Source organism: Corallococcus sp. BB11-1 (assembly GCF_026626625.1).
Classification (GTDB): Bacteria; Myxococcota; Myxococcia; order Myxococcales; family Myxococcaceae; genus Corallococcus; species Corallococcus soli.
The window spans coordinates 14745-40319 of sequence record NZ_JAPNJY010000037.1 but is presented as its reverse complement, the minus strand read 5'-3'; the positions used below and the strand labels follow the sequence as shown (position 1 = coordinate 40319).

Below are 25575 nucleotides of genomic sequence, written 5' to 3'. Positions count from 1 at the left end.
GACTGAATCTGCTCCTCCAGGCGACGGCGGGCCTGCACCAACGGAGTTCCCTGGTAAGCTACTGACTCGAGGTTTAACAGGAGGTGCGTTACGCCTGCCCATGATGAGAATGGACCACTGCCACAGGTTGACCGCAAGAACGAGATCAAGAGGAAGAGCATCGCAAGGCTTCAAGGCCTCCTGCCCGAAGACCGTCTAATCTTCCGCGCAGAAGACGCAGACGATTTCGGGGTTGATGGAACACTTGAGTTGGTAACAGCAGGAGGGGCAACCAACTTTCGTTCGCACGCCCAACTCAAATCAACAGAGAGCCTGCGACAGAATGCCGACGGAAGCATCTCTCTATCCGTTGACGTAGCCAACATAAACTACCTCCTAAATGGATCCTGCCCCATTTATCTCCTGTACGTAGTACCCACGAACGCGATGTATCTATCTTGGGCACGCACGGAAAAGAGACGCCTCGACAATGAAAACAACAACTGGACGAACCAAGAAACGGCAACAATCAGATTCTCCAAGCAACTAGACGCCTCCGCCATAGATGAGATCTGCGACCGCATACGAGATGAAGCTTCGCTTCGCCGCAGAGTCTCAGATGTCCTGGGCCGCAACTCACTTAGCCCTGGAGCCCTAGTTGAGGTCAAGAATGGTAAAATCGCATTTACCGACATAGCGAAAGAGGCCGAATCCATATCAGCCAGCGGATTCGCACTGGTGACCGCTGGGTTTGCCACACAGATCATCAACCAGATCGACAAGTTAGCAGGCACCGCCAACAACAACGGAAAGCTTGCCCTAATTCGGGCCTACGCAAGCTACAGGCTAGGCAATCTACTTGAAGCTGAGGCTTGGATCTCTCGTTCAAAGCTACGACTGGAGACCATCGAAGCACAAGACCAAAACCTCCTACACCTGCTCTCAAAGGCATTGGACTTCCATCTTGGCCGCATCACCAGCAAAGAGTATTTCACATTCGAATCAGAACTAGCCACCACAGAAGGCGGAGAGACGCACCTCATATACAGAATAAACAGCCTGCGCTGGCAGATTCTCGAAGAAACCGATAGCGCCAAGAGAAGTGCGTTGGTGCAGCAGTTTCTGTCACTAACCAACGATGCAAGCACGACTATCCGCACGGATGCACTAAAGGCTCAGATCGAGCTCCAACGTGCCGAAGCCGAGGGGTGGGAGCGCATCGGGTCCTTTGTCAGCAAGGCAATGAGTATCCGAGCCCAGGCCAAAATGCCCCCATCGCTCCGAGATCCAAGAGTGAAGGAGGGCTTGGCAGCAGAGATTGAGCTATGGCGGCGATGGGAGTCTCAGATTGCACATCAAATCTCATCCAATGCCGAACGCTTTGGGCCGCTCATCACGGCAGATTCGCTATACATCCGCGCATCCATCAGAGCCCAAATGATTCACATGCAGTCGCTCGTCTCCGTAATCGACCGAGAGACCTTTCGCCCAGAAGACTCAATGCTCGCCGGCATCATTCAACTAGCCGAAGCAGCAAGAGACATATACTCGAAATGCGAAGCATGGGATGGCGACAGCAAGAGCACGCTCATCATTGCCGAAGTTGAAAGCGTTCGTGGGAATATCGACATAGCCAAGAAACTCGCATCCAGCGTCCTACCGAAAGCCCAAGCCCTACGGTACGCACAAACCGAACAGCGCGCATTGGCTTTAATTAAAGGAGAAACGTACCTCAAGACTACCAAGGAGCAGTGGGAAAAGATTGAAACGGCCGATCCGGACTTCGCTGTTTCCCAATGGTCGGACGCTGACGTCCGGAAGTATGCAGCAGGGGGCATACAGCTTCTAGGCTTGTCCTCCGAGCGCTTAGTGAATGCTGAGAAGGACTACGCTGCCATGCGCGTCAACGCGAGGGCAAGAATCGACTGGTGTCGACACCTTGCAATCCTGCAGAACCTCACCCACACCAGGAGTCGCGAGTCTTTTTACGCCGAAGACCCACCTCGAATTTGCGCTTGCACGCTACTTAAGCATCGGTCGCAAATCGAATCACAAGAACCCGAAATGCTAGTCTCCGCATTCAAGCGCGCATATTGCTTGACATGCGCGCACCGTGCCCCCAAGGGCGCGAACAGCACCAAGCAATAGATTCATAGAAACCTATGGTACTTTCTTAGTCTTCGATGGGCTCATCGCAGTGGCGGCTGCTACCATGTCCGCCAGGTGCTTCGCGTCGGAGGCGGGGTCATCGTAAGCGCGTTTGAGTAGCTTTTTAAATGTGGTTCGGATCTGAGTGAGAAGCTCGGGCGTGGCGTTCAGCTGCAAGGTGATATCGCCGCCGTTTGTATGCAATGTGCCATTACCGAGATCTTTAATCGTGGTCAGGTAGAGCGGATTGAGCCCTCTAGCCCAGTCGGGCGCCTTACTGTTGGGAATATTTAGATCCGCATCGAGAGCAGAAATCTTCTTACCGAGCATCGGCTCGTTGTACCCCGCGAGAACGAGCATTTGCTCAAGTGCCACTCGATACATGCCTACGGCAGCGCTGCGCGCGCTCACTGATTCGCAGCGGTCTGCCTGATCGAGATAGTATGCAACCGGCTCCGGTGTGTGTTCCGTCCTCAGTCCTCCGTGCTTGCTCGGAAAGACCGCAACGTCCTCCTCCAGCACTTCGTCTACTTCGTGCTTATAGACGACCACTGTGAAAAGGGTGTCGCACTGGACGCAATGCAGGAGCACGAGGGTTGGACTCATGCCGTTTTCAGTCAGGTGCTTTAGCGCAGTGTCCTCCGGATCCTCATCCGGCGGGTAGACTGTACCGTAGACATCAGGGGGCGGTGGGGCGGCGATTACAGAGTGCTTTGGATTCGCGGTCGTCAACCCACTGATGACGAGGGCCTGTAGCCGCATGCGCCGTTCATCAGCACATTCCGGGCAATAGAGGCTTTCTACTAAAGCCTGTTGGCCCGCCTTCAAGCTGAAGAAGTTTTCCGCTATCGCCGTGCGCAGTCCAACAAGGGTTCTCAAATTGGTCATTAGGATCTTTCTACTTCCGCAGTCCGGCCTCCGCGGGACAAGGTCGCTCTGCGCGTCAACCAACGTTCTTCCTGCCTTCCAGCTGGATTGGCAGCGGATATTACCTACATAGGCGAAAGCCTACCCCAGATGGCTCACAGCCTCGATATCCTACGGTCCTTGACCTTCAGCCAGGCCTGCCGCCGGAAGAGGTACGTCGAGCAGATGCGGCGCCACGTCCACACCTCGCTCCGCGTCCACCAGGCCGCAGGCGGCTGGAGGCCGACGTCCCGCAGATTGCCGAGGCCACTGTAGCCGACGCCATCGAGCCCATAGGCAGCGTTGGACTCCAGCACCAGCACCTTGTCTGTCTCCGGGTGGAACTCCACGACGAGGAAGGTGTGCCCCGAGCTTCACTGGCTGCGCCCCCCCTGGATGAGCGTCTACGGGTGGGACGGCACATCCGCCGACGGTGCTGGCAGGGCCATTCCGGACTCGACGGTATGTAGCCGTCACGGAGGAGGAGAGATCGTATCTGAACGCCGTACCCCGTCCGAGAAGCGGAGAAGCAGCGGCCTGCCGAGCGTGGGGAGCCCGCCAGACGGACACTGCGTCAGCGTTCGCCGCGCCCAGCCCCCGCGCCCGGCTTGCCCGTCGCCGCCAGCCGCTTTTACGCATCGCCGCTACCAAGCCCACACCGTGCGCACCAGCCACCGCGCCATCCGCGCCAGCAACCGGCTGCGGCGTCTGCTGAGAGCGTCACGAACGACTCGAGCGTCGTCTCCAGGTCCGGGGTGACGTCAGGCGGCTGAGGGCTTCGCGCGCACGCTCTTTCCGGTCGACTTCATGTGGGCAGGTGGGTTGACCAGATGCCGTACAGCACGAGCACATAGGGCAGATTAGCCGGCCGCATGCGCAAGTCTCGTTGCGGCCAAAGGTCAGCGGCCAGTGGCCGCATTCCACTTCCACCATCCGCTTCTCCAGCGTGCCTCCGCAGTGCGCGAGCAACGTCCGCCGCTTGCCATCGCCATACGTGCCCGTCAGCACGCCATTCGGGTGGAACGTGAACCGCTCGATGCGCTGGAACTCCGCGGCCGACAGGTGCTGATCCAGCACGCCCAGGGCATCGAGCAGATGGTCTAGGGTGTGAGCGGGATCGGCAATGCCGATGCCCGCGGCCAGCGGCGCACCGCCGGTTCGAGTCGACAGGTATGGCCCCTCGGTCACCTCTCCGTCCTGCTCGTCCTCGTCGACCGCCTCATGCAGCTCCTCGAACGGTTCGTCTGTCTCGGCAGTAGGCTCTGGGCATGACATGAACAGCGCCTTCAAACGACCTGCATCCGACGGGCGTCCCGACCGGCGCCATCGCAACCACGCATGCAGGGTGAATAGGTAGAGCCAGGGCAGGCGTGGCACGGACGACGGAACGGCATCGCCGGTCTGCGTCTTGCGCCAGGCTTCCCCGAGATCGCGCAGGAAGGCACGCTGCTGATCATCGAGTTGCGCAAAGCCCGGCGACTCCACGTTCCAGATGGACCAAAGCAGTGGCGGCAGCTCCCGATGCCACCGGCGCGCGAGCACCGACACGCCGTCGCCTGCAGCGGCCCGCAGCGCAATCAGCGCGTCATTGCGCTTGCGGTAGTGCGCGGCGGGATAGTCCCACGCCCAGGCAGGCATTTCCTTCAGGGTGGTGCACGCGGGCGTGTGCGCGTCGAAGACGTCGCGGAAGCTCCGCAGCAACTGCTCCACCTCCGCCGCGTGCGTCACCCCCAGCACCACCATGTCCTCAACCCTGGAGTCACGGCTGGAGACCGACAGCGTTCCGTCGTCGTCGCACCGCGTGTGTGGGCTGCTGACGCCACAGAGGGTCACCTTCCGTCCCGCGGCGTCTGCCTTGAACGTCTTCACTTTCCAGCGGCCGCTGCGCATGCCGCCGTTCACGGTGCGCCTACAGTTCTTCACGTCGACGCCGTGGCGCCCGTCGACCTGCAGGTCCATCGCTACCCACTCTTTCAGTGACGGCTGGAGCTGCTCGATGGAGACATCACGCACCCCGAGTCCCAGCGACTGCAGATAGCGCGACGCCCACTTCTCGGCGGCGCGCGCCGTGAGCATCTGCGCGCGGACCGGCAGCTCCGTGTTCTCGCCGAGCGCTCGTGATGGCACCCACTTTTCAGCCAGCTCACGGTCCTGCGCGTCGAGGTCCTTCAGCAACGCGTCCGCCCGGATCGCCGCCTGTTCGCGGCTCCAGCTGGCCACCGACTCCAGGGTTTGCAGGGCAGCGGCGATGTCCGGATACCACCGCCGCAGCAGTGCGCGGACGACGGACGACGGTGCAACGGCAAGCGGCTTCCAATCGTCCATGGCCGCGTCGGGCGCGTTCTTTCGGCTCGCCGGTGCGGCGGCCAGCTCGCTCACCGCGTTGGCGATCCGTTCCCACCAAGTCGCGCGGTCGCCGACACCCAGGTCGATGCCTCGGCGCGCCCACTGGAGCCTCTCTTCGGGTTCGCCGCTCGGGCCGGTGTTCTGGGCGAGTTCGACCAGCGTCGCGCACCGGGCGGGCAGCTGCCGCCACAACGTCTCCAGCCAGGCCGCCTTCACCAACAACCGGCGCTTCGCGTTCCAATCCACGAGCAGGGAGAGCGCCGCTTCGGGATCGTTCCGCAGCGCATCGAGGAAGACGTCGCCACGCGCCGCAGAAGGTGCCAGGTGCAGAATCGGCCGCAGCGCCGGCTCGTGCCAGATGCTGCCCGGCATCAGGGACACGATGGGGTCGAGGAGGTCCATGTCGCCCGGCCGCTCGTCGAGCAGAACAAAGAGCAGCGGCAGCGCAACGGGCAAGGAGGGCACCAGCGTACGCAGACGCTCGACGTCGAGCCTTCGACTCCCTCCCCGTAACACCTGGTCCCATAGGAGCGAGGCTGCGCGCGCATCTCGGAGGTCGAGCGGTCGAGCGCGCAGGGCCGAGCGCTTTCCGTCGCCCTTCTCGATGACGCCCAGAAGGAGCAGCGCCTGGGGACGTCGTTCCTGCGCCGCGCCCAGGGCGGCCAGCCGGGTTTCGTTGAGGAAGATGTCGTCGCGAGATTCGCCGGTGAGCGGCTGCGCGAAGCCGAACCCTCTGGGCAGCACCTCCTTCAGAACGCCCACCACGTCCTGCGCCGTGGGATGGCGGCGGCTTCCGGCGGCTTCCGGTCGAGGCGGACGGCCCGGATCGGCGCTTCGACGTCTCTCCATGAGTGCTTGTGCCAGCGAAGGTGAAAGAAGGACAATGCTCCGTTTCCTCGGACTCTGCCGGGCGACGACGGTCGGGGGCAACCCCACATCGCTGCCACGGGACCCGGCAGAGATTCTTGGTTCAGGCGGTCGGGGAGACGTTCAGGCGCAGGGCATACCAGCCCCTTCCCGGGGGACGCTGCAGGCAGCTCTCTCCGCGTCTCCCGCGCGGTCGGTCAAGCCCCAAGGACGGCTGCGGCGGCGACTGCGCCCGCGTGGGCTGCGAGTGCGACGATAGGCCCCCCAGGTTGCCGAGCACCTCCTCCGCCGCCCGACGGTCGCTGATGACCGTCCGCACGCGCGACGCGGTCCCACGCGCCATGCGCCTCGAAGAAGGCCTTCACCAGCAGGGCCTCGACAAAGGTGCAGCAGTTGTTCAGCCGAGGCGGCGCGAGTTGGACGCGAACGCCCGGCAGCGCCCGCGGGTAGTACGCCCTGCTCCCGTCATACCTGTAGTCGAGGAACGCCCCCAGGAGCACGAAGAGACGCTCCTCCGGGACGGCCAGCGGCTCACTTTCGAACGACAGCCTGGCCATGGCAGGCGCGCGCTCCCGGGGGACGAGCGTCGCGTAGCGCTGGGTGAGCCAGCGCGTGCACACCCAGGTGTCGAGCGCGCTCAGCTTCGGCACCAGCAGTCGGGCGTAGTCGGTGTCGGGCGTGGGGTGGCGGGCCTTCTCCTCGAGTACGAGGTAATCCCCCGCCTCGACGTAGCCTCCTGGCTGCATGCTCGTGTCCGGCAGCGCGAAGCCACGCAGGCGCGCGGGCAGTCTGGCGACACGGTAGGTGGCCAAGCTGTCTCTCCTCCGCGTTGAAGATTGCTTCAGCGTGTTCGACAAGGCCGGCACCGCAGAGCCCTCCCTGGCGTGTCGCAGTTCGTCTCGACACAACCCCAAAGCACGCACACCCGATGTCCCCGAAATCGGGCCCGAGGCCTTTGCCCTCGCTGGAGGTGAGGCGCGCGGCTCCCCACCGCCCTCTCACGTCGAGGGCGTCCCTCCCACCGCGCGCCTTGCCTCCACCTGATGGGGGAGGCCCGTGTGCAGCGCGACGTCAAAGTCTTCGTTCTCTCCGGATCCTCGGGCGCGCCACACCCCGAGCCGGGCTTCACCGTCGAGGCGTCCACCCTCGACGGCTTGCTGGAGGCGCTCCACGGCGAGCTGGCGGCCCGCGGCCAGCGCGTGCGCTCCGTCTCTCACACCCCCACGGGCCTCTTGGCTTACGTGGAGGACCGCCCGTGACAGTGCCCGCGGAGGTCCACCAGGCCGAGGAGCGTCTCCAGGACATCCTCAAGGCGGTGGTGGTAGGCGCCCGTGTCGACGAGCCGGCCAGCCGCCCTGGTGGCGAGGAGGCCTTGGCCTTCAGCGATGCGGGCGCCCTTCAGCCTCCATATGACCCAGAGGCCCTCTGCCTCCTCGTCGAGCACTCCAACTCGCTGAGGCAGAACGTCGACGCCTACGCGACGAACATCGACGGTTTCGGATTCCGCTTCGAGCCCGCCATCGACTTCGACGCCGACGGGGCACAGGGAAAGGTGGCCGACGCCATGGCCCTGGAGCGCCTGTCCGCGCGTGACGCGGGCACGCTGCCTCCTGGGACGCCCCTACGCCCCACGGATGAGGAAGTCGCCGCGCATGCGGAGGAAGTGCGTCAGCAGGCCAGGGTGGAGAAGGCCCGCCTGGAGTCCTTCTTCGACTTCTGTTGCTTCGACTCCAGCTTCGTCGAGCTGCGCCGCCGTACCCGCCATGACTTGGAGGTGACAGGCAACGCCTATTGGGAGGTGCTGCGAGACGGAAAGGGCGACATCGCCCGCTTCGTCTACGTGCCCTCATTCACCGTGCGACTCCTCCCACTGGACAAGGAGGCCGTCGAGGTGCGCGAGCGCGTGCGCATCTCCGCCGTCAGCTTCGACACCGTCACCACCCGTAGACGCCTGCGCCGCTACATTCAGGTGCAGGGCAGCGAGCGGGTGTACTTCAAGTCCTTCGGGGACTCGCGCGTCATCTCTCGCCTCACCGGCCGCGCCTTCCCAGACGTCGCAACCCTCAAGGCCGCGGACGCTTCGGACGGCCCCGCCACGGAGCTCATCCACTTCGCCATCCACTCGCCGCGCTCGCCCTACGGCATTCCTCGCTGGGTGGGCACTCTGCTATCCGTTCTCGGCTCCCGGCAGATGGAGGAGGTCAACTACCTCTACTTCAACAACAAGTCCGTCCCGCCCCTGGCGCTGCTCGTCTCCGGTGGGCGTCTCTCCGACGCCTCGGTGCCGCGCATCGAGCGCTTCATCGAGGAGAACCTCAAGGGCAAGGCCAACTTTCACAAAATCCTCATCCTTGAGGCGGACGGTGCCGGCACCGGCGATGGAGGCCGAGCGAAGATTGAGCTGCGCCCCCTGACGGACGCCCAACAGCAGGACGCCCTCTTCCAGGAGTACGACCAGCGCAACATCGACAAGGTGGGCAGCGCCTTCCGCCTGCCGCCGCTGCTGCGCGGCGACGGACGGGACTTCAACCGCTCGGTGGCGGAGGCGCAGCTGCGCTTCGCGGAGGATCAGGTCTTCCAACCCGAGCGCGACGAGTTCGACTTCCTCCTCAACCGCAAGGTGCTCGCGGACATGGGCGTGCGCTTCTGGCGCTTCCGCAGCCAGACGACGGCCACGAGAGACCCGGAGCGCATGACGGAGATGGTGGAGCGCTTGGTGCGCGTGGGCGTGCTGACACCCGAGGAGGGTCGCCAACTTGCCGGCGACATCTTCCACCGCGAGTTCCGCAAGATTGGGGACGACTGGGTGAAGCGCCCCATCACTCTCACGCTGGCGGGCATTCAAACCGGCGTCGAAGACTTGAAGCCCCGGACGGACAAGGGCTCACTGCTGGGCCAAGCGACACGTCTCTTGGGGCTGCGAGAAGAGCTTCGGGCTGAGGAAGAGCGCCTGGCCCAAGGGCGCCTGGCGCTGGCCCGGCGCTACATGGACACCGAGCAGGTAGCCGTCCCCTGGGCGGAGTTCGACACCTGGTTCTCGGAGAAGGCCCCATGACGCCCGAGCAACTCCAGCGCGCGTGGGTGCTCCAGGCCCAGGCCGACGCCGAGCGCGGTGTCCTGGAGTGCCGCATGTGCCGTAGGCGCGGCCCTCTTGAGGAGACGACGACGCTCTGGCGCAACGGCTTCCTCGTCTTCGCACTGTGTGACAGGTGCACGGCGAGCCACGACGTCGTCTTCTCCCCCACTGCGGCCGGCGTCGAATTGCGCGCCAAGCGCCGCAGTCCCGTGGAGCTGGTGGCGCAGGAGGTGCCCCGTGTGCACGGCCCCCGCTGACAGCCTCCTCCTCCTGTACGAGGCGCGGGCGGTGGCGGACACCCTCCTGGAAGACATCCTGCGGCTGCCGGTGGCCAAGGCCCTGGACGTTGGCACCGCCGCGGGCATGGACCGCGCCGTGGCCCTGCTTGCCGCGCGCCTCCGTCGCGCTGTCGGGCGCGCGGATGTGGACGCCATACGAGAGGCGGTGGCCGTCCTCGACGTGGACTGGAGAACGACGACGGCGGCCCAGCGCAGGCGCCTCGTCGCCCAGGCCCTGGAGGCCGCTGGCCGGCGGACAGCCGTCATCCCCTCCCGCATCCAGGCGCCCCTCGGTGACGCAGCCGAAGAGGTGGTGGCGTCCACCCGCAGCCACGCCCGACGAGAGCAGGGCCTCGCCCTCGCCGCCCGCTTCAACGCCGTCGACAGGCGCGTGGCCCAGCACATCGTCCGCGCCCAGGGCAACTTCGTGCGGGACGAGTACGGGCGCCGGCTGGACGCCTTCGGCCAAGAGGCTCGGCAGCTTGTGGCTGAGGGGCTGGAGGCGGGCCTGGGGAGAAGCGACATCGCCGAGTCCTTGGAGCGGGCCGCCCGCAGCGCGCTCATCGCGCGGGCCCCCTTCTATTGGGAGGTGGTAGCGAGCCACTTCATCGGACAGGGGCGCTCCTTCAGTCAGATGAGCAGCTACGCCGAGGCCGGCATCCGCCGCTACCGCATCGAGGCTGTCCTCGACGAGGCCACCACCCAGGTGTGCCGCTTCCTCCACGGGAAGACATTCTCCGTAGGCGAGGCCCTCCAGCGCTTCGAGCGATTGGAGTCCCTCAGCCAACCCGAGGACGTGAAGCAGGAGCTGCCCTGGGTGAGGGAGCGCCTCGACGCGGATACCGGGCGAGCCCTCCTCTACGTCAACCGAGGGGGCCTGGAGACGCGCCTGGCCGAGGTGCTCCGCTCCGCTGCCGGCACACGCGACGACGTTGGCGAGTTCCGCGCGCTCGCTTCGGACAGGCAGCTCGCGGACGCGGGCGTGGGCTTCCCGCCGTACCACGGCCTCTGTCGCACGACGACGCTCGCCGTCACTTACGGCACCTAATAAAAGTCAGGTCTGTGCTGGGCAGCGACCATGGGCCTCCTCAGCTTGTGGGTATGGTCTGCGAACTCGGCCCCGACGCCTTCTGGCAGCGCATGGCGCTGCGGCTGATTGATGCCTCCGAGGAACCTCCCTGCGCCGCCCCCCTCCCGACGACCTACACAGGATTCGGGACTTGCCCCTGCAGAAGTCAGGGGACAGCGGCGAGCGCAGAGGGAGCATGAATCCGGACCGATGCCGGGTAGATTGGTCTCCATCCTGTGACGAAGGGACGTTGAATGGCCGAGCCTGTCTACCCCACCGAATTGATGCAGCGCCTGACGGAAGCATGGGAGCCGCCTCACCGGCGCCCATTTTGGGAAGAAGGGAAGCCGCCTCAGGCAGGTGGCCACTCAATTCAACCATCGAAGCTCAAAACGGTTCTGGACGCGGCCTTCTTCGCGTCGCTTTCTACCGAGGAGGGCCATCGTCATGCCCTCGCCCTCGTGCTCGTCGAAAACCACTCTCAGCTTACGGAACTCAGAATCCCATGGAGGGTGCACGCCTTGAGTTCACCCGTTGCGCTAGATGCGGACCGGCTGACCAAGCTCGCGCCCGCGTTACAGGGAGGCAATTGCTTTTTGATCGTGCAGACCGCCGATAAAGAGCCAGCGATCGTTGGGATAGGCGATGCACCCGACGCAATCTGGTTCCTCGGCGAGGATCAATATCCTCGCGTTCGAGTCGTCGGGCCTGGAGACATGGTGTTCTACCGAGGGGATAGCGCTGCGTTCCGGTATCGAGCAGGCGTCATTAATGAGATTCGGCCTGACTTCTTCACTTCAAACGATGAGCCCGCTGACGCGATGATTGGAATCGGGCAGCGGCTTTTCGCGCACTGGACCTCTCCAGACCCTCAACGCCTGCGCGATATCGTCATCCCCTTCCTTTCGGATCTCATCGAGCAGGTAGCCGAGTTGGGGCATGGTGGGATGATCGCGATTCTAGCGCCTGACGACCCCGAGTCCGAGGTGCTGCATCAGGCGTGTGCGTACCCCATCGTCCCCTTGGATCTGGGGGCATCCCTCGTGGGCGCCCATGAGTCTGCGCTGGTCGCTGATATGAATGACATGCGCATCATGGGACCGGGGCCAAACCATGCTCCGATTCGGGCGCGAACCTCCCAAGAGTTGGACGAGGAAGCGGAATCTCAGAAGGCGAAGGATACGGCTGGGTCACATCGCCGCACCGTCGCGGGGCTGACGGCCGTTGATGGAGCGGTACTCTTGACGCATGACCTGAAGGTACTTGGGTTTGGATGCAAGCTCCCGGGCCTCACAGGCCCTGCGCCCCTCGTCATCCACGCCCCCTCGGATTCCAGTCGCGGGCTCGAGCCGTATGATTTGACCAAGCGAGGCACTCGCCACACGTCCGCAGCTTTGTTCGCGAACAAAAAGCAGGGGCGAATGGCCTTTACCGTGTCCGCGGATGGGCCTGTCGCCTGCTTCTTGCGGAGCCAAAGGTTTGGTGCGGTTATCCACTGGCCCGTGCGTGTTGGAGTCTTCGCCGCCAGGTTGTGGTGAGTGGAGCACTTCGCACAGGCACAGGTCGCGGTACTTTGACCAGATGGCCACCTCGCGTGGGCACTGACTGGTCACACAGCAGAAGGTCGGGCCTCTGCGGTAGGGCTATGTCGCGTTCCGGGCTGGCAACTTCGAGCTGGGTCGTTTCTACAGCGGCCGAGGCGTCGTCTTCCGGGCCGTGAACTCGTGACTGGAGCCGACGGATGGGTGGCCCCTAGCCGAAGTCTACGATGACGCGGACGGCATCAACCGATCGTTGGATGGCGCCGGGGGCGCCATCCTAGAGCTGTACCATGCACTGGGACAGTTGCTGACGCGCCCGCTGGACAGTCTCTTGAAGATGCGCGACCTGTCATCGGGGATCGTGGCACTCATCGCGTCATCTTCCGACTACTAGGAGCGCGTCTTAGCGATGTCCCCGATTTCGCGCCGCAGGCCTTTGTCTTCGCTGGAGACGAAACGCCATGCCGGCCACCTCGACACCTACCCTCACCTCACCTCCGACACCGGAGGGCAACACGACGACGCAGGCGTCGACCTCCACGGCCAAGGCCGATGGGACGCCCGTCGTCTGGCCCCGCGACCTCAACCTCCCCACCTCGGGAGAGCTGGCATGGGGCTTCGACCCTGAGGGCCTCCGCGATGGGTAACGCCCTCACGAAAGCCCTCGCCCGGGCCCGAAACGTCCTGGAGTCCCTCCAGGGCGGTGAGCCGGTGGAGAAGACCATCTGGGGCAGCCCCGCTGGCAAGAAGCGCCTGGCGAAGCGCCTGGTGGCCATGCTGCCCGCGCACAAGACGTACGTGGAGCCCTTCGCCGGCAGCGCCGCAGTCCTCTTCGAGAAGGCCTCCTCGGACGTCGAGGCCATCAACGACGCAGACGCGGAGATTGCGGACGCCTATCGCCTCCTCCAGAAGCTGACGCCCGCGAGCCTGGCCAAGTTGAAGAAGCTGCCGTGGGTGGGCGACGAGAAGACTTTCAAGAGCCTCTTCGATGCCAAGCCCAAGGGCGAGGTGGAGCGCCTGCACCGCTTCCTCTACCTGACGCACTTCAGCTACGGGAAGCTGCGCGGTCGCAGCTTCAGCCCCAACGGCGCGGGCGTCGAGGCGAAGACGCTCTCGCGGATTGAGCAGTTCGTCCCGCGCCTCAAGCGCGTGAAGGTGTACGGCGGCGACTACGAGAAGGTGGTCCGCAAGTACGACGGGAAGGACACCGTTTTCTTCCTGGACCCGCCCTACCCTGGGTACAACGTCGACGTCGGCGAGGGTGACTTCGACGAGGAGCGCTTCTACGGCGTCCTCAAGTCGCTCAAGGGTCGCTGGCTCATGACGTATGGCATCCGGGGCAAGCTGCCCGGGCTGCTGAAGAACTCCGGCTTCGTGGTGAAGCGGATCCGCACGCCTCGCACCATCGCCGCCATGCGCGGCGTGGGCGGCTCCTCCGTGCTGACGCAGCTCCTCGTCTCCAACTACCAGCCCGCCGCGAAGGCGCTGGAGAGTGACGGGGACTTCGCCCTCGACGACTGGCAACCGGAGGAGCCGCCCGGCACCGCCCCCTTCGTCGCCACGACGTCCCTTCTCAAGGGCGTCGCGCCCGACGACGAGCGGTACGTCCTGGGCGTCGTCCTGGATCCGGAGACGGTGGACGCGCAGGGCGACATCTACTCTGCCGCGGAGATTCGCCAAGCCGCGCACCGCTTCATGGAGGAGTTTGGCGGCCTGGGCCTCATGCACCAGATGCGCGTCAACGGGCACGTGAAGGTGCTGGAGAGCTACCTCGCTCCCGTCGACTTCAACCTGGGCGAGGTGCACGTGCGCAAGGGCACCTGGCTGCTAGCGGTGCGCGTCCTCTCGGATGAGCTCTGGAGCCGGGTAAAGGACGGCCAACTGACGGGCTTCAGCATCGGCGGCACCGCGCGCCGGCTCCCCGAGGCCTCTCCCTCTTCCGAGACGCCCCCTTCCGACACACCTGCCGCTGACTCCCAGCCGGAGGCCGCATGACGAGCACCACCCAAGGCCCCGCGTCCGTCCACCGCCTCATCGACATGGTGGTGGAGGAGGTGTCCCTCGTGGACAGGGCCGCCAACAAGCACCGCTTCCTCCTCGTGAAGCGAGACGGAGACACCATGGACGACGCTCCCCAGGACACCTCGCAGGCCGAGGGCGCCAACAGCGCCACCTCGGACACCTCCAAGGCCGATGACGCGCTCCTCGCCACGGCCCAGCAAGCCCTCGAAGCGGTGACGGCCCTCGTCGAGGCATTGGCATCCACGGACGGCATCGACGGCGTGCGTGTGGTGGAGGTGGCCCAGCACCTGCGCGCACTGGCCGACACGTTGGAGGACGAGGACGAGGACGACGAGGAGGACGTCGAGGCGCGCGCCAAGGCCGCCAATCCCGCGCCGCCTCCGCAGCCGACTCCGCCCGCGCCCGCGCCGGGCCTCGACGCATCCGGCCTCACGGAGAGCCTCACCAAGCTCACCGACGCTGTCCGCGCGCTGGAGGGCTCCGTGAAGGAGCAGCACCAACGCCTGGGCCGCGTGGAGAAGCAGTTCGGCCTGCCCAACAGCAGCGCCCCCGCGGAGCGCCCGCCCAAGCCCTCCGCCGAGGACGTCGGCTGGCCCCTCGACATGAACAAGCCCCTCAACCGGGAGAGCGTCGACAAGGCCCTCTCCTTCCACGACGTCTGACGTCCCCACCCGCCCCAGGAAGCCTCAACGCCCAAGGAATTCCCATGAGTCGTCTCGACAACCGCACCCTCTTGGAGAAGGCCGACCTGGCCCTCGCCGACCTCACGGCGGGCGGCGGCATCCTCCAGCCCGCCCAGGCGCAGAAGTTCATGCGCCTGCTCATCAAGCAATCCGTCCTGCTGCAGCAATGCACCGTCGTCCCCATGGCGGCCCCCAAGCAGCAGTTCAGCAAGCTGAAGTTCGGCAGCCGCATCCTCCGCCCCGGCCAGGAGGCGACCGCCATCCCCGCGGCCCAGCGCGTGAAGCCCGACCTCTCGCAGGTGGAGCTCGACGCGAAGCTCTTCAAGGGCGAGGTGCGCCTCTCCGATGAAGTGCTGGAGGACTCCATCGAGCGCGGCGAGCTGCGCCAAACGCTCATGGAGATGATGGCGGACGCCATCAGCCGCGACATGGAGGAGATCCTCGTCAACGGGGACACGGCCTCCGCCGACCCCTTCCTCGCCACGCTGGATGGCGTGCTGAAGCAGGCCACCAGCAACGTCGTGGACGCGGCCGGCGCCCCCATCTCCAAGGACGTCCTGGGCGACCTGCTCAAGTCGCTGCCCTCGGAGCACCTGCGCGACAAGAGCAGCATGGGGTTCCTCTTACCAGCGTAGACGCGGACCTGGACTACCGCAGCACGCTGGCGGAGAGGGCCACGGCTGTCGGCGACAAGTTCCTCGAGGGCGACGCGCCGGTCCTCTACTCGGGCGTCCCGGTGCGGCCCATCCCGTTGTGGCCGGAGAACCTCGGCGCGACGAATGACCGCACGGCCATCCTCCTTTGCAACCCGAAGAACATCCACGTCGGCATCTGGCGACAGATTCGTATCGAGTCGGCGCGCGACATCTCCGAGGGGACGCTGAAGGTGGTGGCCACGCTGCGCTTCGACGCGAAGTTCGCGGAAGAAGCGGGCACGGCCAAGGCCATCAACGTGCAGCTGTGAGGCCCACCATGGACAACACCTATCTCGTCCGACTCAAGGCCTACGACGCGCGCCGAGGCCACGTGCTGCGGCGCTACACGTATGCCGGCATCAAGTTCCAGGAGGAGCGCGGCTGGTATCGGGTGGAGAAGCCAGTGGCGGACTACCTGCGCTCCGTGCACCAGTTGCCCGGCGACACCTACTCGCCGCTCGCCTTTGACGTGTGCACGGAGGCCGAAGCGAAGTCCCTCGACGCCACCGAGGCTGACGAAGCCAAGGTGAAGCGCAGCGCCAGCGACGAGCTGAAGCTGAGTCCAGCGCGGCCCGCCGGCACGCTGACGACGGAGGACCTCCCGAAGGCCAGCGAGGAGAAGGACTCACGCCGCGGCAAGCGGGAGAAGGACTGACGTGTACGCCACGGTGGCCGACATGCGCGCCGAGGGCGTCACTGCGGCCATGGCGGGAGACACCCGCCTGGCCGTCCTCCTCGACGAGGCGACGCACACCATCGATAAGGTGACGGGGTGGCACTTCGAGCCGCGCTCGGCGACGTTGCACCTCGACGGGCGTGGCACCCCCTCCCTCTGGCTGCCGGTGCCCTCCATCCGCCTCTACCGCCTGGCCCTCTACGGGGCGGACGTGTCCTTCTCGCGGGAGCACCTGGTGGTGGTGGGTGCCCCTGTGGGGCCAGGCTTCGACGGGCCCCGCCTCACCTTCCGGCATGGCCGTGTCTTCCCGCGTGGCGAGGGCAACGTCACCGTGGGCGCGCGGTGGGGCTACACCGAAGCGGACGGGACGCCCGAGGGGCGCACGCCGCCCGCCATCCGTCGGGCCTGCATGCTCCTCGTCCTGCGCAGCCTCTCGCCGCTGGCGGACGAGGCTTCCCTGGAGGAGCGCACGCGCTGGCGCGTGGTGGAAGAGAGGACGCGCGAGCAGAGCTACCGCCTCGACAGTGTCCGCCCCGCGGTGCGACCTCTCACCGGAGAGCCGGAGGTGGACACCCTCCTCTCCCCCTACGTGAAGCCCTCCTTGCCCGGGGCGGCCTGATGAGGGGCAGGCTCATCTTCCCCTTCCTGGCCGAGTTGCACCGCTTGGACACCACCGCCATGGAGGGGCCCGGCCCGGGCCTCCATGCCAGCGGGTACGACGCGGACTTCCGCGAGCCGGTACTGGTGGACTCGGACGACGACGGCTTGGCCGAAGCCTTCCGTCGCGAATTCCCGCCCGTGCGTGTCCCCTGCCAGGTGGAGCCGGATGCCTTTGAGTCATTGCGCATGACTCCTTCCGGCAACAGCCCCCGGACGAGCTTCGAACTCGTCTTCCACTTCCGCGACTTGGAGCGCCTCGGCCTCGTCGACGCGGCCACGGGCGACGCCCTCATCCGCCCCAGCGACAGGCTGGGCGCCCTCTACGACGTCGCGGGCACCCTCGTGCAGGCCGTGAGGACGCCTCCCGGGCTCTACGTGACGGAGGCGCGCCCCACGGGCTTCGGACTCCACCGCCGGAGGCCTCGCCGCAACCTCCTTCTCGTCACTTTCAACGACAGGCCCCAAGCCCGAGGACTCACGTGAAAGCACTGCTACTCGCCCCACTTCTCGCCACCGCCCTGCTCACCCGCTGCCGCGCGCCGGACGGGTGCGCGCCGGTGTCCACGCGCTGCGCCGGCAACGTCGCCGAAATCTGCAACGGTGACGGCAACTGGCAGCCGCTGGCCGACTGCGACGCGGTCAGCGAGAACAGCAATGCCGCCTTCACCTGCGCCTACGTCAACGAGGAGGGCATCGCGGGCCACACCTGCCTGCCCACCGCCATGGACGCGGGCACCGCCGACGTCGGCGCCACGGAAGGCGGTGTCCTGTGAAGGGCTACCTCCAGTCCCTGCCTGGCGTGGGCGCCCTCTTCCAGCGCGGCGAGATTCAACCCGCCGAGGTGTGGGCCTTCTACCAGCACATGCAGTCGCGCCTGCGCACCAAGACGGCCAACAAGGCCGACTCCCTTGAAATGCAACTGGCGGCCGAGGCGCTGCAGCGCATGAGCATCCTCGACAGGCAGCGCTTCCTGGAGAAGTACGCCACCACCGTGGGCCGCACCCTCTACCTGCCCTTCGAGGTGGGCGTGCCGAAGGGGAGCTGGGACTTGTGGGCCCAGGTGGTGGTGTGCGTCCACGAGCACCAGCACGTCGTCCAGCACGACGAGGAGGGCCCCAGCTACGAGCTGGCCTACCTCACCAGCACCTCCGCTCGCGCCCGCTACGAGGCAGAGGCATACACCTGCAACCTGGAGCTGCACTACTGGCGCTACGGCACCCTGCCCGCCGTGAGGCCCATCGCCGAGGGCCTCAAGCACTACGGCTGCCGGCCGGAGGACGTGGAGGTCGCCGCCCACACCCTGGCCCTCACCTCGGTGTCCGTCCGCCACGGCGCGGTGGTGAGTGAGGCCACGCACGTGGCCCTCGAGTGGCTCAACTCGCACGTCCCCCACCTGCGGGCCAAGCAGGGCTGAGGCGTCCATGGTCGTCTCTCGCACCGGAGACTGGGCACGGGCCCGCCAACTGCTGGCGGCGGGCTCGTCGCGCCTTGAGGGGGCGATGCAGGCGGCCCTACATCAGGAGGCACACGCCCTGCGCAAGGAGGTGGTGCAGGGCCTCACCCAGCAGGCGCCGGGTGGAGAGTCGCTCCGCCCGCCCTCGCCCCTCACGCTGGCGGCGCGCCAGCTCGCGGGCTTCAGCGGAACGAAGGCCCTCCTCGTCTCTGGTGTGCTGCGCAACTCCATCTCCGTCGTCGTGGAGGGCGACGAGGCCTTCATCGGAGTGCCCCGCTCGGCGAAGAGTCCCGACGGCGAGTCCCTCGTCGACGTGGCGCAGCTGCAGGAGTACGGAGGTCCGCCCGTCGTCATCCCCATGACGCCGAAGATGCGGCGCTTCCTCTTCGCGCTACTGCGCCAGGCCGGCCAGGCGCGCACTGGCGGCAGTGGGCGCGGCGTCATTGTGACGCAGACGCCCGCGCGCCCCTTCCTCCGGCCGGCCTTCGCACGGTTTCGCCAGGGCGCCAGCCGCCGCTTCCTCGCGCGCGTGGCGAAGGAGCTGGGCCTCGGAGGGCCCGGGTAATGGTCATCCCCGCCCTCACCTCCGTGACGCCCACTTCGGGGCCCACCAGCGGCGGAGACATTCTCCGCCTCGCTGGTACTGGCTTCGCCGCGCGGGTGGCAGTGCGCCTGGGCGGGCTGCGCGCGGAGGTGCTCTCTGTCCGTGAAGAGGCAGGCACCCACTTCGCGGACGTGCGGACGCCGGCCCATGAGGTGGGCGCCGTCGACGCGGAGCTGCACAACCTCTCCGCGGACGGACGCCCCATTCCAGGAGAGGCCGCTGTCCTTCCGGGGGCGTACCGCTACCTACGCCCGCGTGTCGCGAAGGAAGCGGACCTCACCCGCCTCGTGCGCACCCTGCTGCGTGAGTTGAAGCGGCAGGTGGTGGCCAACGTCAGCGCCAGCGTCTCCGTCGACTACGACGACACGGTGGCCGACGGCCTCAACGTCATCGCCATGGCCTCGTTGCCGTCCGTTGTGCTGTCAGGCCCTACGCTGCGCGAGAGTCGTCGCTACTCCACCAACGTCTTGCACGAGGACGTCGTGCAGGGCCCCTCCGGCGCGGAGCTGGTGCGCCGTCGCCCCGCGTACACGGTGGACCTGGCCTTCACCCTTACGGTGGCCTCTGAGCGCACCGCCGAGCTCTTCAACCTCATGGCCGCCGTGGCCACCTTCCTCAACCGCAACCGCTGGCTGACCATGCCGAGGGACGCAGAGGACGCCTCGCGCGGCACCGTGCGCTGGGAGATGGACGCGGACGGCGAGGTGCGCACGCAGCTCGGCAGCCGCGACGACGTGCGTGCCTTCACGTGGGGCCTGGTGGTGCGCGGCTTCGACGTGGACGAGGGCCTGCCCCTCGACATCGGCAAAGCCGTCGCCAGCACTCACCTCGAAACAGACTCCCTCTCCGAAGGCACCTCATGAGCGTCACCCTCACCAATGCCCTGGGCAGGCTCATCACATTCCTGCTGCCCCACGAGTCGTACTGCGTGGCGCGCGGCGCGTGCGCCTGCGGCGTGCAGCCTGGCCGTGGCGGCCGGCGCCTGCCCTCGTCGCTCACCCTGGCCACGGGCGTGACGCTGGAGGACGTGCCCGAAGCGGCCCTCTCCGTGCCGGCTGTGGCCGCTGCCATCCGCCAGGGCGAAGTCACCCTGAAGCGGCAGGCCCCCACAGCCCCGCCGTCGTCGCCCCCCTCTACCGCGCCGGAAGCGTCGCCGCGCGCGTCCCGGAAGAAGCGAGGTGCCTCGTGAGTCGTGAGCTGCTGTCGTCGAAAGTCGTGTTTGAGGAGGAGGAGCCGCGCGTCCGCGGCATTCCTTCCGTGCCCACCTCCGTGGCCGGCGCTGTCGGTCTGGCGGAGCGCGGCCCCATCGGTCAGGCGGTCCTGTGCACCTCCATGGAGGACTACCAGGCCACCTTCGGCGGCTTCACACCAGACTCCGACCTGGCCCTCGCCGCCATGGGCTTCTTCGAGAATGGCGGCAGTCATCTCTGGGTGGTGCGCACCGTCCACTACGAGGACGCCTCCAACCCCGAGTCGCACACGGCCACGCGCGCGGCAGCGGCCCTCACCACGGGCGGAGGGCCCACGCCCGCTGTCTTGCGCGGCACGCTGCGGCCGCCCTTCACGCTGGCCGACGGACAGCGTCTGGAGGTGTCCGCCAACGGCGCCGCGGCGGCGGACGTCGTCTTCTCCGGTGCCGCGGCTTCCGTCGCCGCTGGCCGACCGGGGCCCTACTCCCTCACCGCTGGGCAGTCGCTCCGCGTGCGCGTCGACGACGGCCGGGACGTCTTCATCGCCTTCAACGAGGGGGACTTCGAAGACATCGCCCAGGCCACTGCTCAGGAGGTGGCCGCCGTCCTGAACGCGAGCATCGTCGGCGGGCGAGCCACCGTGGCGGATGGTGTGCTGAGGATTGCCAGCGACATCCAGGGCGCCTCCAGCCGTCTGGAGGTGGGCGACGAAATCGCAGGCACCGTCTTCGGCTTCCCCGGCGGCCCTCAGGTGGGCAGTGGCAACGTCCAGAGTCTGCGCGCCGTCGAGTTGGCCGAGGTGCGCGCCCTCGTGGAGGCGGCGGTGGCGGGTGTCCGCGTGGCGCCGTCCTCCCTGGGGACGCTGCAGTTGCTCACCCAGTCCACGGGGCCTGGCGCCTCCTTGCGTGTGCAGGGCGACGCAGGCTCCGGCCTCGGCCTGGACGCACTGCCGCACACGGGCGACGCCTCCGGCGCCACCGACGTCCTCCACCTGGAGGCCAAGGACGCGGGCGCTTATGCCAACCGCATCGAGGTGGAGGTGCGTCCCTCCACCAACGGTGCCCCCGACACCTTCGACGTCCTCGTCCTCGAGGACGGAGCCTACCGCGAGTCCTTCCCCAACCTCTCCTCGTCCGAGGACGACGCGCGCTACGTCGAGCGCATCGTCAATGACGAGCGCACAGGCTCCACCTACGTCCAGGCTTTCATGGTGCAGCCGGACGCAATTCCTGACGTGCAGACGGTGGCCCTCTCGGCCGGCGCGGACGGCCTCGTCGGCCTGGACGACACCGACTTCATCGGCTCCGAGGCGGGCCGGAGCGGCCTTTTACGCGCTCGACGAAGTGCAGGACCTCTCCCTCCTCCTGGTCCCCGGGCGCGCCACTCCCGCCGTCCACAACGCCATGGTGCGCTACTGCGAGGTGGCGCGCGATGGCCTCGTCTTCGCCGTCCTCGACTCGCCCGCGGGCTACAGCGCCACGGACATCGTCGCCTACGTCTCGCAGGAGGCCGCCCTCGAAGGACTCTCTGAGCACGCGGCCCTGTACTGGCCGCGCGTCAAGGTGCTCAACCCCGCCCGCAGCGTCTACGGCAACGTGGAGCAGCTCGTCGTCCCGCCCTCCGGCATCATCGCCGGCGTCTTCGCGCGCAACGACGGCGCGCGCCCCGGCGGCGTGTACGACGCGCCCGCGGGCATTGAGGCCGGCCGCATGTTCGGCGTCCTCGGTTTCGAGACCAAGGAGGTCCTCGAAGAGAAGAAGCGGGACATCGTCTACCCTCGCCGCATCAATCCCCTCACCACGGGGCCCGGCCTGCCGCGCTTCATTGACGGCTCGCGCACGCTGAGGGCCAGCGGCAACTTCCCCTACGTCGCCGAGCGCAGGGGCGTGTCCTTCATTGAGCGCAGTCTCAAGACGGGGCTGCAGTTTGCGCGGCACCGCAACAACACAGAGGGACTGCGCGCCCAGGTGCGACGCTCCATTGCGGCCTTCCTCCTCACCCAGATGAAGAATGGCGCGTTCCGCAGCCAGGAGCCTGCCAAGGCCTTCTTCGTCGACGTCTCTGACGCCCTCAACCCACCGTCCGTCGTCTTCGCCGGCAAGCTGGTGGCCCGCATTGGGCTCGCCACCAACAAGCCCGCCGAGTTCATCATCCTGCGCATCGCCCAAGACACCCGCGCCCTCGAAGCCGAGTTGGCTTCGGCGGGCTTGTAAGGAGACTGGCCATGGCCATCATCGGACAGCCGCGCAGCTTCCATAAGCGCTTCAAGTTCCTCGTCGAAATCGACGACATCGGCCACGCGGGCTTCCAGAAATGCTCTGAACTGTCCGTCGAGGTCGCCAACATCCAGTACTTCGAGGGCGGCAGCCTCATCCCCAACAAGTCCCCCGGGCGCCTCACGTTCTCCGACGTCACACTGGAGAGAGGCGCCACGCAGGACCACCAGCTCTTCGACTGGTTCCAAGACGTCGTCCACATGTCCAGCGGACTGGGCCTGCCGGACGGCCTCTACAAGCGCAACTCCGACATCGTCCAGCAGGATCGGGACGGCACCACGCTGCGCCGGTGGAGCCTCTCCCGTGCATGGCCGGTGAAGTTCGTTGCAGGGGAATGGGACAACGAGTCGGACGAGAACGTCATCGAGTCCGTCACCCTTACCTACGACTTCTTTGAACTATCAATGTAGGCTACCATGGGGTGCCCTTCAAAAAACAGACCACCGCGAGGCCCCCATGTCCGATGCTCTCTCACTTGAAAATGGGAAGTCACTTCAATCGGCGACAAACGATTGGTATCGCATCATCCAGCGGCTTGGATCTGGAGGGAATGCGGTAACCTATCTAGTCGTCGCCACATCCGGCACCAATAAAGGCATCCTCTTTGCCTTGAAGATCTTTCGACGATTATCAAAGCCCGAGCGAAAGGAGAGCTTCAGGCGAGAGGTCGAGTACCTAAAGCAACAAAAGCATCCAGCAATCATGCGCACCTTCGACGAGGGACTATTCCGCTATCGCGTCGACGGCCAAGAGAATGAGTATCCCTTTGTGGTGGCCGAGTATCTTCCACAGACTCTCTACCACATCATCAGGGCGAGCAACACCAGCCAAGCAGAGCGCATCAACATTGCAGTCCAACTGATCTCCGCGCTGGCGTTCCTAGAAAAGAGTTCCCCACAGGCCGTACATCGCGACATCAAGCCGCAGAATATTTTCGTTAAAGGACGAGCTTGTGTCCTCGGAGACTTTGGCCTGATGAAACTTCTCGATGAATCCGACGAAGTAGACCGGCCAGTCTTTAAAGAAAGCACCGGACCGGGAATGCCGTTTCTTTACCGAACTCCCGATCTAGTCGCGTATGCCAAAAATGAATCAGCCCTCACAGTAAAAACTGACGTTTTCCAGTTAGGACTCGTGCTAGCTGAACTCTTCACCGGACGAAACCCGGCAAAGCGCCCTCCACCGGATGACCTCCTTGTGCCGGTGGAGCTGTTCCCGATTGGTTTCTGCCCAGGGCGATTCGGCCCTTTGATTTTTCAGTATTTAAACCAAATGCTAACTCAGGATCCCGCGCAGCGACCGACTGCCTCCCAGCTCATGGACAAATGGCTCGGCCTGTTCACGAACGTCTGTGAGGAGATGCACAACATCGAGGGACGCGTCTTTTAGAGCCGGTCTCAGAATTGAGCGAGCAGGCATGAGGGCGCAGGCCGGGCCGCTGATCGACATGGAGGGGATGGCCATGTTCGAAGCTGACCGGTGGACCTGACGGATGAACAGTGGAGCCTGATTGAGCCGCTCCTCCCCGCGCGGAAGTTGAAGCGGGAGGACCGGCCTGGGCGAACGCCCACGCCCTCCCGTGCGCTGTGGGACGGCATCCTGTGGATTCTGCGGACCGGGGCGCAGTGGAGTGAGCTGCCGAGGCAGAAGTACCCGCCCTACAAGACGGTCCACCGCTGGTTCCAGGGCTGGGTGAAGGACGGCACCTTCCGCACCGTCCTGCGTGCCTTGGCCCTGGACCTCAAGGAGCGCGGAGGCTTCAACCTGGAGGAGGGCTTCGTCGACGCGTTCTTCGCCTCGGCGAAAAAGGGGGGCCCTGCGTCGGAAAGACGAAGCGGGGCAAGGGGACGAAGGTCATGGCAGCTGCAGACGGCGCTGGTCTTCCTCTCGCCATTGGCGCGGCAAGCGCTTCTCCCCACGAAACCAAGCTCCTCGAAGCCACGCTCGACGAAAGCCTCCTCGACGAGCTTCCCGAGCGGCTCATCGGCGACAAGGCCTATGACGCCGACAAGCTCGATGAGCGACTGTGGCACGAGCGCGGAGTGAAGCTGATTGCCCCGCATCGTCGCGGGCGTAAGACGAAGACCCAGGATGGGCGCGAGCTGCGTCGATACCGACGACGCTGGAAGGTGGAGCGACTCTTCGCCTGGCTCCAGAACTTCCGGCGCCTTGTGACTCGCTATGAGGTGAAGGTGGAGAACTTCCTCGGCTTCCTCCACCTCGGCTGCATCCTCATCCTCTTGAGGCAATTCTGAGATCGCTTCTAGTCTCATTGATTGATGTCCCCGATTTGCCGCCCGAGGCCTTTGTCCTTCCTGGAGGAAGGACATGGCGGACATCATCTCATGCCCCTCGGGGCTGACGGGCCGTATTCGGGGAATGCGAGTGCGGGAGGAGCGCGTCCTCGCGGACAGGAAGCTGGCGAAGAGCGGCGGCCAAGTGGATGAGCTGCTCTCCGCGTGCTGGGAGGAAATGCAGGAGGCAGGTCCCTACGCCTTCGCAGACGGGAAGGTGGATTGGGGCCAGGTCCTTCAGGGGGACCGCTTCTACGCACTCCTCCAGGTGCGTGTCCTCACCTACGGCTCCGAGTACGCCTTCGCCGTCCCCTGTCAGGCCGCAGCCTGCCGCGCCCGCATCGACTGGGAGCTGGACCTGACGCAGTTGCCGGTGCGCGCCCTCTTGGACACCAGCCGCGCGGCCTTCATGGCCGGCAACCGCTTCGAGACGACGCTGCCCGACGCCGGCACGCGCGTGCGCTTCAAGCTGCTGACGGGAGAGGACGAGCGGCGCCTGCCTCAGCTCCAGCGCGCGGCCCCTGAGAAGCTGCTGTCCTCCGTCCTCGCCTACCGGGTACTGGACGTCGACGGCGTGGACGCGCGCGACAAGCGCCGGTTCCTCGAGGACCTCACGCTGCGCGACGCCGACTTCCTCGTCGACGAGTTCGACCGCGTCGACTGCGGCGTGGACACGACACTCGAAGTCGAGTGCCCCGAGTGCTTCATGCGCCAGGAGGTGGAGCTCCCTTTCGACCGGGGCTTCTTCCTCCCGGGGCAGGCCCGGACAGCGAGGCGCCGGGAGCGCTCCACCTCTTCCCCGGTGTGACGCT

At 65.9% G+C, this 25575-nt stretch carries 28 protein-coding genes; 24 read left to right on the top strand and 4 right to left on the bottom strand.

Annotated elements, in window-relative coordinates:
• Positions 1-117 precede the first annotated feature (117 nt).
• On the top strand, positions 118-2127 hold the full coding sequence (locus OV207_RS32445) for a DUF4365 domain-containing protein (RefSeq protein WP_324291584.1): 2010 nt from the start codon (positions 118-120) through the stop codon (positions 2125-2127).
• A gap of 12 nt (positions 2128-2139) precedes the next feature.
• Here the strand turns inward: OV207_RS32445 and OV207_RS32440 are convergent, their stop codons facing one another.
• The 4 genes from OV207_RS32440 to OV207_RS32425 all read right to left on the bottom strand — a co-directional run bounded on the left by OV207_RS32440 (position 2140) and on the right by OV207_RS32425 (position 7058).
• Complete coding sequence (locus tag OV207_RS32440; RefSeq protein WP_267558905.1) at positions 2140-3015, bottom strand: hypothetical protein; 876 nt, start codon at positions 3013-3015, stop codon at positions 2140-2142.
• A gap of 134 nt (positions 3016-3149) precedes the next feature.
• On the bottom strand, positions 3150-3356 hold the full coding sequence (locus tag OV207_RS32435; protein WP_267558904.1) for a hypothetical protein: 207 nt from the start codon (positions 3354-3356) through the stop codon (positions 3150-3152).
• A 397-nt stretch (positions 3357-3753) separates the two neighbouring features.
• Positions 3754-6141: a hypothetical protein gene (locus OV207_RS32430; RefSeq protein WP_267558902.1), complete on the bottom strand. Its 2388-nt coding sequence runs from the start codon at positions 6139-6141 to the stop codon at positions 3754-3756.
• Between the two features lie 302 nt (positions 6142-6443).
• A complete protein-coding gene (locus OV207_RS32425) occupies positions 6444-7058 on the bottom strand; it encodes a hypothetical protein (RefSeq protein WP_267558901.1) in 615 nt (204 codons plus the stop codon).
• 246 nt (positions 7059-7304) lie between these two features.
• Here OV207_RS32425 and OV207_RS32420 point away from each other — a divergent pair, with 246 nt between their 5' ends.
• The 23 genes from OV207_RS32420 (at position 7305) to OV207_RS32310 (ending at position 25571) form a co-directional block, all read left to right on the top strand.
• Positions 7305-7505, top strand: a complete 201-nt coding sequence (locus tag OV207_RS32420; protein ID WP_267558900.1) for a hypothetical protein — start codon at positions 7305-7307, stop codon at positions 7503-7505.
• Positions 7502-9301, top strand: coding sequence for a phage portal protein (locus OV207_RS32415; protein ID WP_267558899.1), 1800 nt, complete (start codon positions 7502-7504; stop codon positions 9299-9301). Before OV207_RS32420 ends, OV207_RS32415 begins: the two co-directional genes overlap by 4 nt.
• Positions 9298-9579 carry a hypothetical protein gene (locus OV207_RS32410; protein WP_267558898.1) on the top strand — a complete coding sequence of 94 codons (282 nt, stop codon included), beginning with the start codon at positions 9298-9300 and terminating at the stop codon, positions 9577-9579. Before OV207_RS32415 ends, OV207_RS32410 begins: the two co-directional genes overlap by 4 nt.
• Entirely contained in the window at positions 9560-10648 is a 1089-nt protein-coding gene (locus OV207_RS32405) for a head morphogenesis protein (protein ID WP_267558897.1), read from the top strand. Before OV207_RS32410 ends, OV207_RS32405 begins: the two co-directional genes overlap by 20 nt.
• Positions 10649-10923: 275 nt before the next feature.
• Positions 10924-12207: a putative sensor domain DACNV-containing protein gene (locus tag OV207_RS32400; protein ID WP_267558895.1), complete on the top strand. Its 1284-nt coding sequence runs from the start codon at positions 10924-10926 to the stop codon at positions 12205-12207.
• A gap of 642 nt (positions 12208-12849) precedes the next feature.
• Positions 12850-14205 carry an XkdF-like putative serine protease domain-containing protein gene (locus OV207_RS32395; RefSeq protein ID WP_267558892.1) on the top strand — a complete coding sequence of 452 codons (1356 nt, stop codon included), beginning with the start codon at positions 12850-12852 and terminating at the stop codon, positions 14203-14205.
• Positions 14202-14894: a hypothetical protein gene (locus tag OV207_RS32390; protein WP_267558891.1), complete on the top strand. Its 693-nt coding sequence runs from the start codon at positions 14202-14204 to the stop codon at positions 14892-14894. The genes OV207_RS32395 and OV207_RS32390 overlap by 4 nt, the downstream gene beginning before the upstream one ends.
• Positions 14895-14938: 44 nt before the next feature.
• Entirely contained in the window at positions 14939-15550 is a 612-nt protein-coding gene (locus OV207_RS32385; protein WP_267558890.1) for a phage major capsid protein, read from the top strand.
• Between the two features lie 101 nt (positions 15551-15651).
• Positions 15652-15879, top strand: coding sequence for a hypothetical protein (locus OV207_RS32380; protein ID WP_121755093.1), 228 nt, complete (start codon positions 15652-15654; stop codon positions 15877-15879).
• A gap of 8 nt (positions 15880-15887) precedes the next feature.
• Entirely contained in the window at positions 15888-16265 is a 378-nt protein-coding gene (locus tag OV207_RS32375) for a hypothetical protein (RefSeq protein WP_121755092.1), read from the top strand.
• 1 nt (position 16266) lies between these two features.
• A complete protein-coding gene (locus OV207_RS32370) occupies positions 16267-16905 on the top strand; it encodes a hypothetical protein (RefSeq protein WP_267558889.1) in 639 nt (212 codons plus the stop codon).
• Positions 16905-17429, top strand: a complete 525-nt coding sequence (locus OV207_RS32365) for a hypothetical protein (RefSeq protein WP_267558888.1) — start codon at positions 16905-16907, stop codon at positions 17427-17429. Before OV207_RS32370 ends, OV207_RS32365 begins: the two co-directional genes overlap by 1 nt.
• Positions 17426-17719 (top strand): hypothetical protein, encoded by a 294-nt coding sequence (locus OV207_RS32360; protein ID WP_267558887.1) that lies wholly within the window; start codon positions 17426-17428, stop codon positions 17717-17719. Before OV207_RS32365 ends, OV207_RS32360 begins: the two co-directional genes overlap by 4 nt.
• Positions 17716-18360, top strand: a complete 645-nt coding sequence (locus OV207_RS32355; RefSeq protein ID WP_121755088.1) for a hypothetical protein — start codon at positions 17716-17718, stop codon at positions 18358-18360. The genes OV207_RS32360 and OV207_RS32355 overlap by 4 nt, the downstream gene beginning before the upstream one ends.
• Before the next feature lie 7 nt (positions 18361-18367).
• Entirely contained in the window at positions 18368-18964 is a 597-nt protein-coding gene (locus OV207_RS32350) for a hypothetical protein (RefSeq protein WP_267558886.1), read from the top strand.
• Entirely contained in the window at positions 18964-19866 is a 903-nt protein-coding gene (locus tag OV207_RS32345; protein WP_267558885.1) for an IPT/TIG domain-containing protein, read from the top strand. Before OV207_RS32350 ends, OV207_RS32345 begins: the two co-directional genes overlap by 1 nt.
• Entirely contained in the window at positions 19863-20192 is a 330-nt protein-coding gene (locus OV207_RS32340; RefSeq protein ID WP_267558884.1) for a hypothetical protein, read from the top strand. The genes OV207_RS32345 and OV207_RS32340 overlap by 4 nt, the downstream gene beginning before the upstream one ends.
• On the top strand, positions 20189-21724 hold the full coding sequence (locus OV207_RS32335; protein WP_267558882.1) for a phage tail sheath protein: 1536 nt from the start codon (positions 20189-20191) through the stop codon (positions 21722-21724). The genes OV207_RS32340 and OV207_RS32335 overlap by 4 nt, the downstream gene beginning before the upstream one ends.
• Positions 21615-22406 carry a phage tail sheath family protein gene (locus OV207_RS32330; protein ID WP_267558880.1) on the top strand — a complete coding sequence of 264 codons (792 nt, stop codon included), beginning with the start codon at positions 21615-21617 and terminating at the stop codon, positions 22404-22406. Before OV207_RS32335 ends, OV207_RS32330 begins: the two co-directional genes overlap by 110 nt.
• Positions 22407-22417: 11 nt before the next feature.
• Complete coding sequence (locus tag OV207_RS32325) at positions 22418-22879, top strand: phage tail protein (RefSeq protein WP_267558879.1); 462 nt, start codon at positions 22418-22420, stop codon at positions 22877-22879.
• Positions 22880-22925: 46 nt separating this feature from the next.
• Entirely contained in the window at positions 22926-23858 is a 933-nt protein-coding gene (locus tag OV207_RS32320) for a serine/threonine protein kinase (RefSeq protein WP_267558876.1), read from the top strand.
• A 90-nt stretch (positions 23859-23948) separates the two neighbouring features.
• Positions 23949-24724 (top strand): IS5 family transposase gene (locus tag OV207_RS32315; protein WP_267558874.1). Its coding sequence is split into 2 segments (ribosomal slippage): positions 23949-24291 and positions 24291-24724, totalling 777 coding nucleotides; the frame shifts between segments, so codons are not numbered across the junction.
• Positions 24725-24797: 73 nt separating this feature from the next.
• Entirely contained in the window at positions 24798-25571 is a 774-nt protein-coding gene (locus OV207_RS32310; RefSeq protein WP_267558873.1) for a hypothetical protein, read from the top strand.
• The last annotated feature ends 4 nt before the right edge of the window (positions 25572-25575 follow it).

Bases quoted from the DNA above. Each gene is read 5' to 3' on its own strand.
- OV207_RS32440 (WP_267558905.1), bottom strand. From the start codon at position 3,015: ATGACCAATTTGAGAACCCTTGTTGGACTGCGCACGGCGATAGCGGAA.
- OV207_RS32410 (WP_267558898.1), top strand. From the start codon at position 9,298: ATGACGCCCGAGCAACTCCAGCGCGCGTGGGTGCTCCAGGCCCAGGCC.
- OV207_RS32400 (WP_267558895.1), top strand. From the start codon at position 10,924: ATGGCCGAGCCTGTCTACCCCACCGAATTGATGCAGCGCCTGACGGAA.
- OV207_RS32395 (WP_267558892.1), top strand. From the start codon at position 12,850: ATGGGTAACGCCCTCACGAAAGCCCTCGCCCGGGCCCGAAACGTCCTG.
- OV207_RS32390 (WP_267558891.1), top strand. From the start codon at position 14,202: ATGACGAGCACCACCCAAGGCCCCGCGTCCGTCCACCGCCTCATCGAC.
- OV207_RS32385 (WP_267558890.1), top strand. From the start codon at position 14,939: ATGAGTCGTCTCGACAACCGCACCCTCTTGGAGAAGGCCGACCTGGCC.
- OV207_RS32375 (WP_121755092.1), top strand. From the start codon at position 15,888: ATGGACAACACCTATCTCGTCCGACTCAAGGCCTACGACGCGCGCCGA.
- OV207_RS32365 (WP_267558888.1), top strand. From the start codon at position 16,905: ATGAGGGGCAGGCTCATCTTCCCCTTCCTGGCCGAGTTGCACCGCTTG.
- OV207_RS32350 (WP_267558886.1), top strand. From the start codon at position 18,368: ATGGTCGTCTCTCGCACCGGAGACTGGGCACGGGCCCGCCAACTGCTG.
- OV207_RS32345 (WP_267558885.1), top strand. From the start codon at position 18,964: ATGGTCATCCCCGCCCTCACCTCCGTGACGCCCACTTCGGGGCCCACC.
- OV207_RS32340 (WP_267558884.1), top strand. From the start codon at position 19,863: ATGAGCGTCACCCTCACCAATGCCCTGGGCAGGCTCATCACATTCCTG.
- OV207_RS32325 (WP_267558879.1), top strand. From the start codon at position 22,418: ATGGCCATCATCGGACAGCCGCGCAGCTTCCATAAGCGCTTCAAGTTC.
- OV207_RS32320 (WP_267558876.1), top strand. From the start codon at position 22,926: ATGTCCGATGCTCTCTCACTTGAAAATGGGAAGTCACTTCAATCGGCG.
- OV207_RS32310 (WP_267558873.1), top strand. From the start codon at position 24,798: ATGGCGGACATCATCTCATGCCCCTCGGGGCTGACGGGCCGTATTCGG.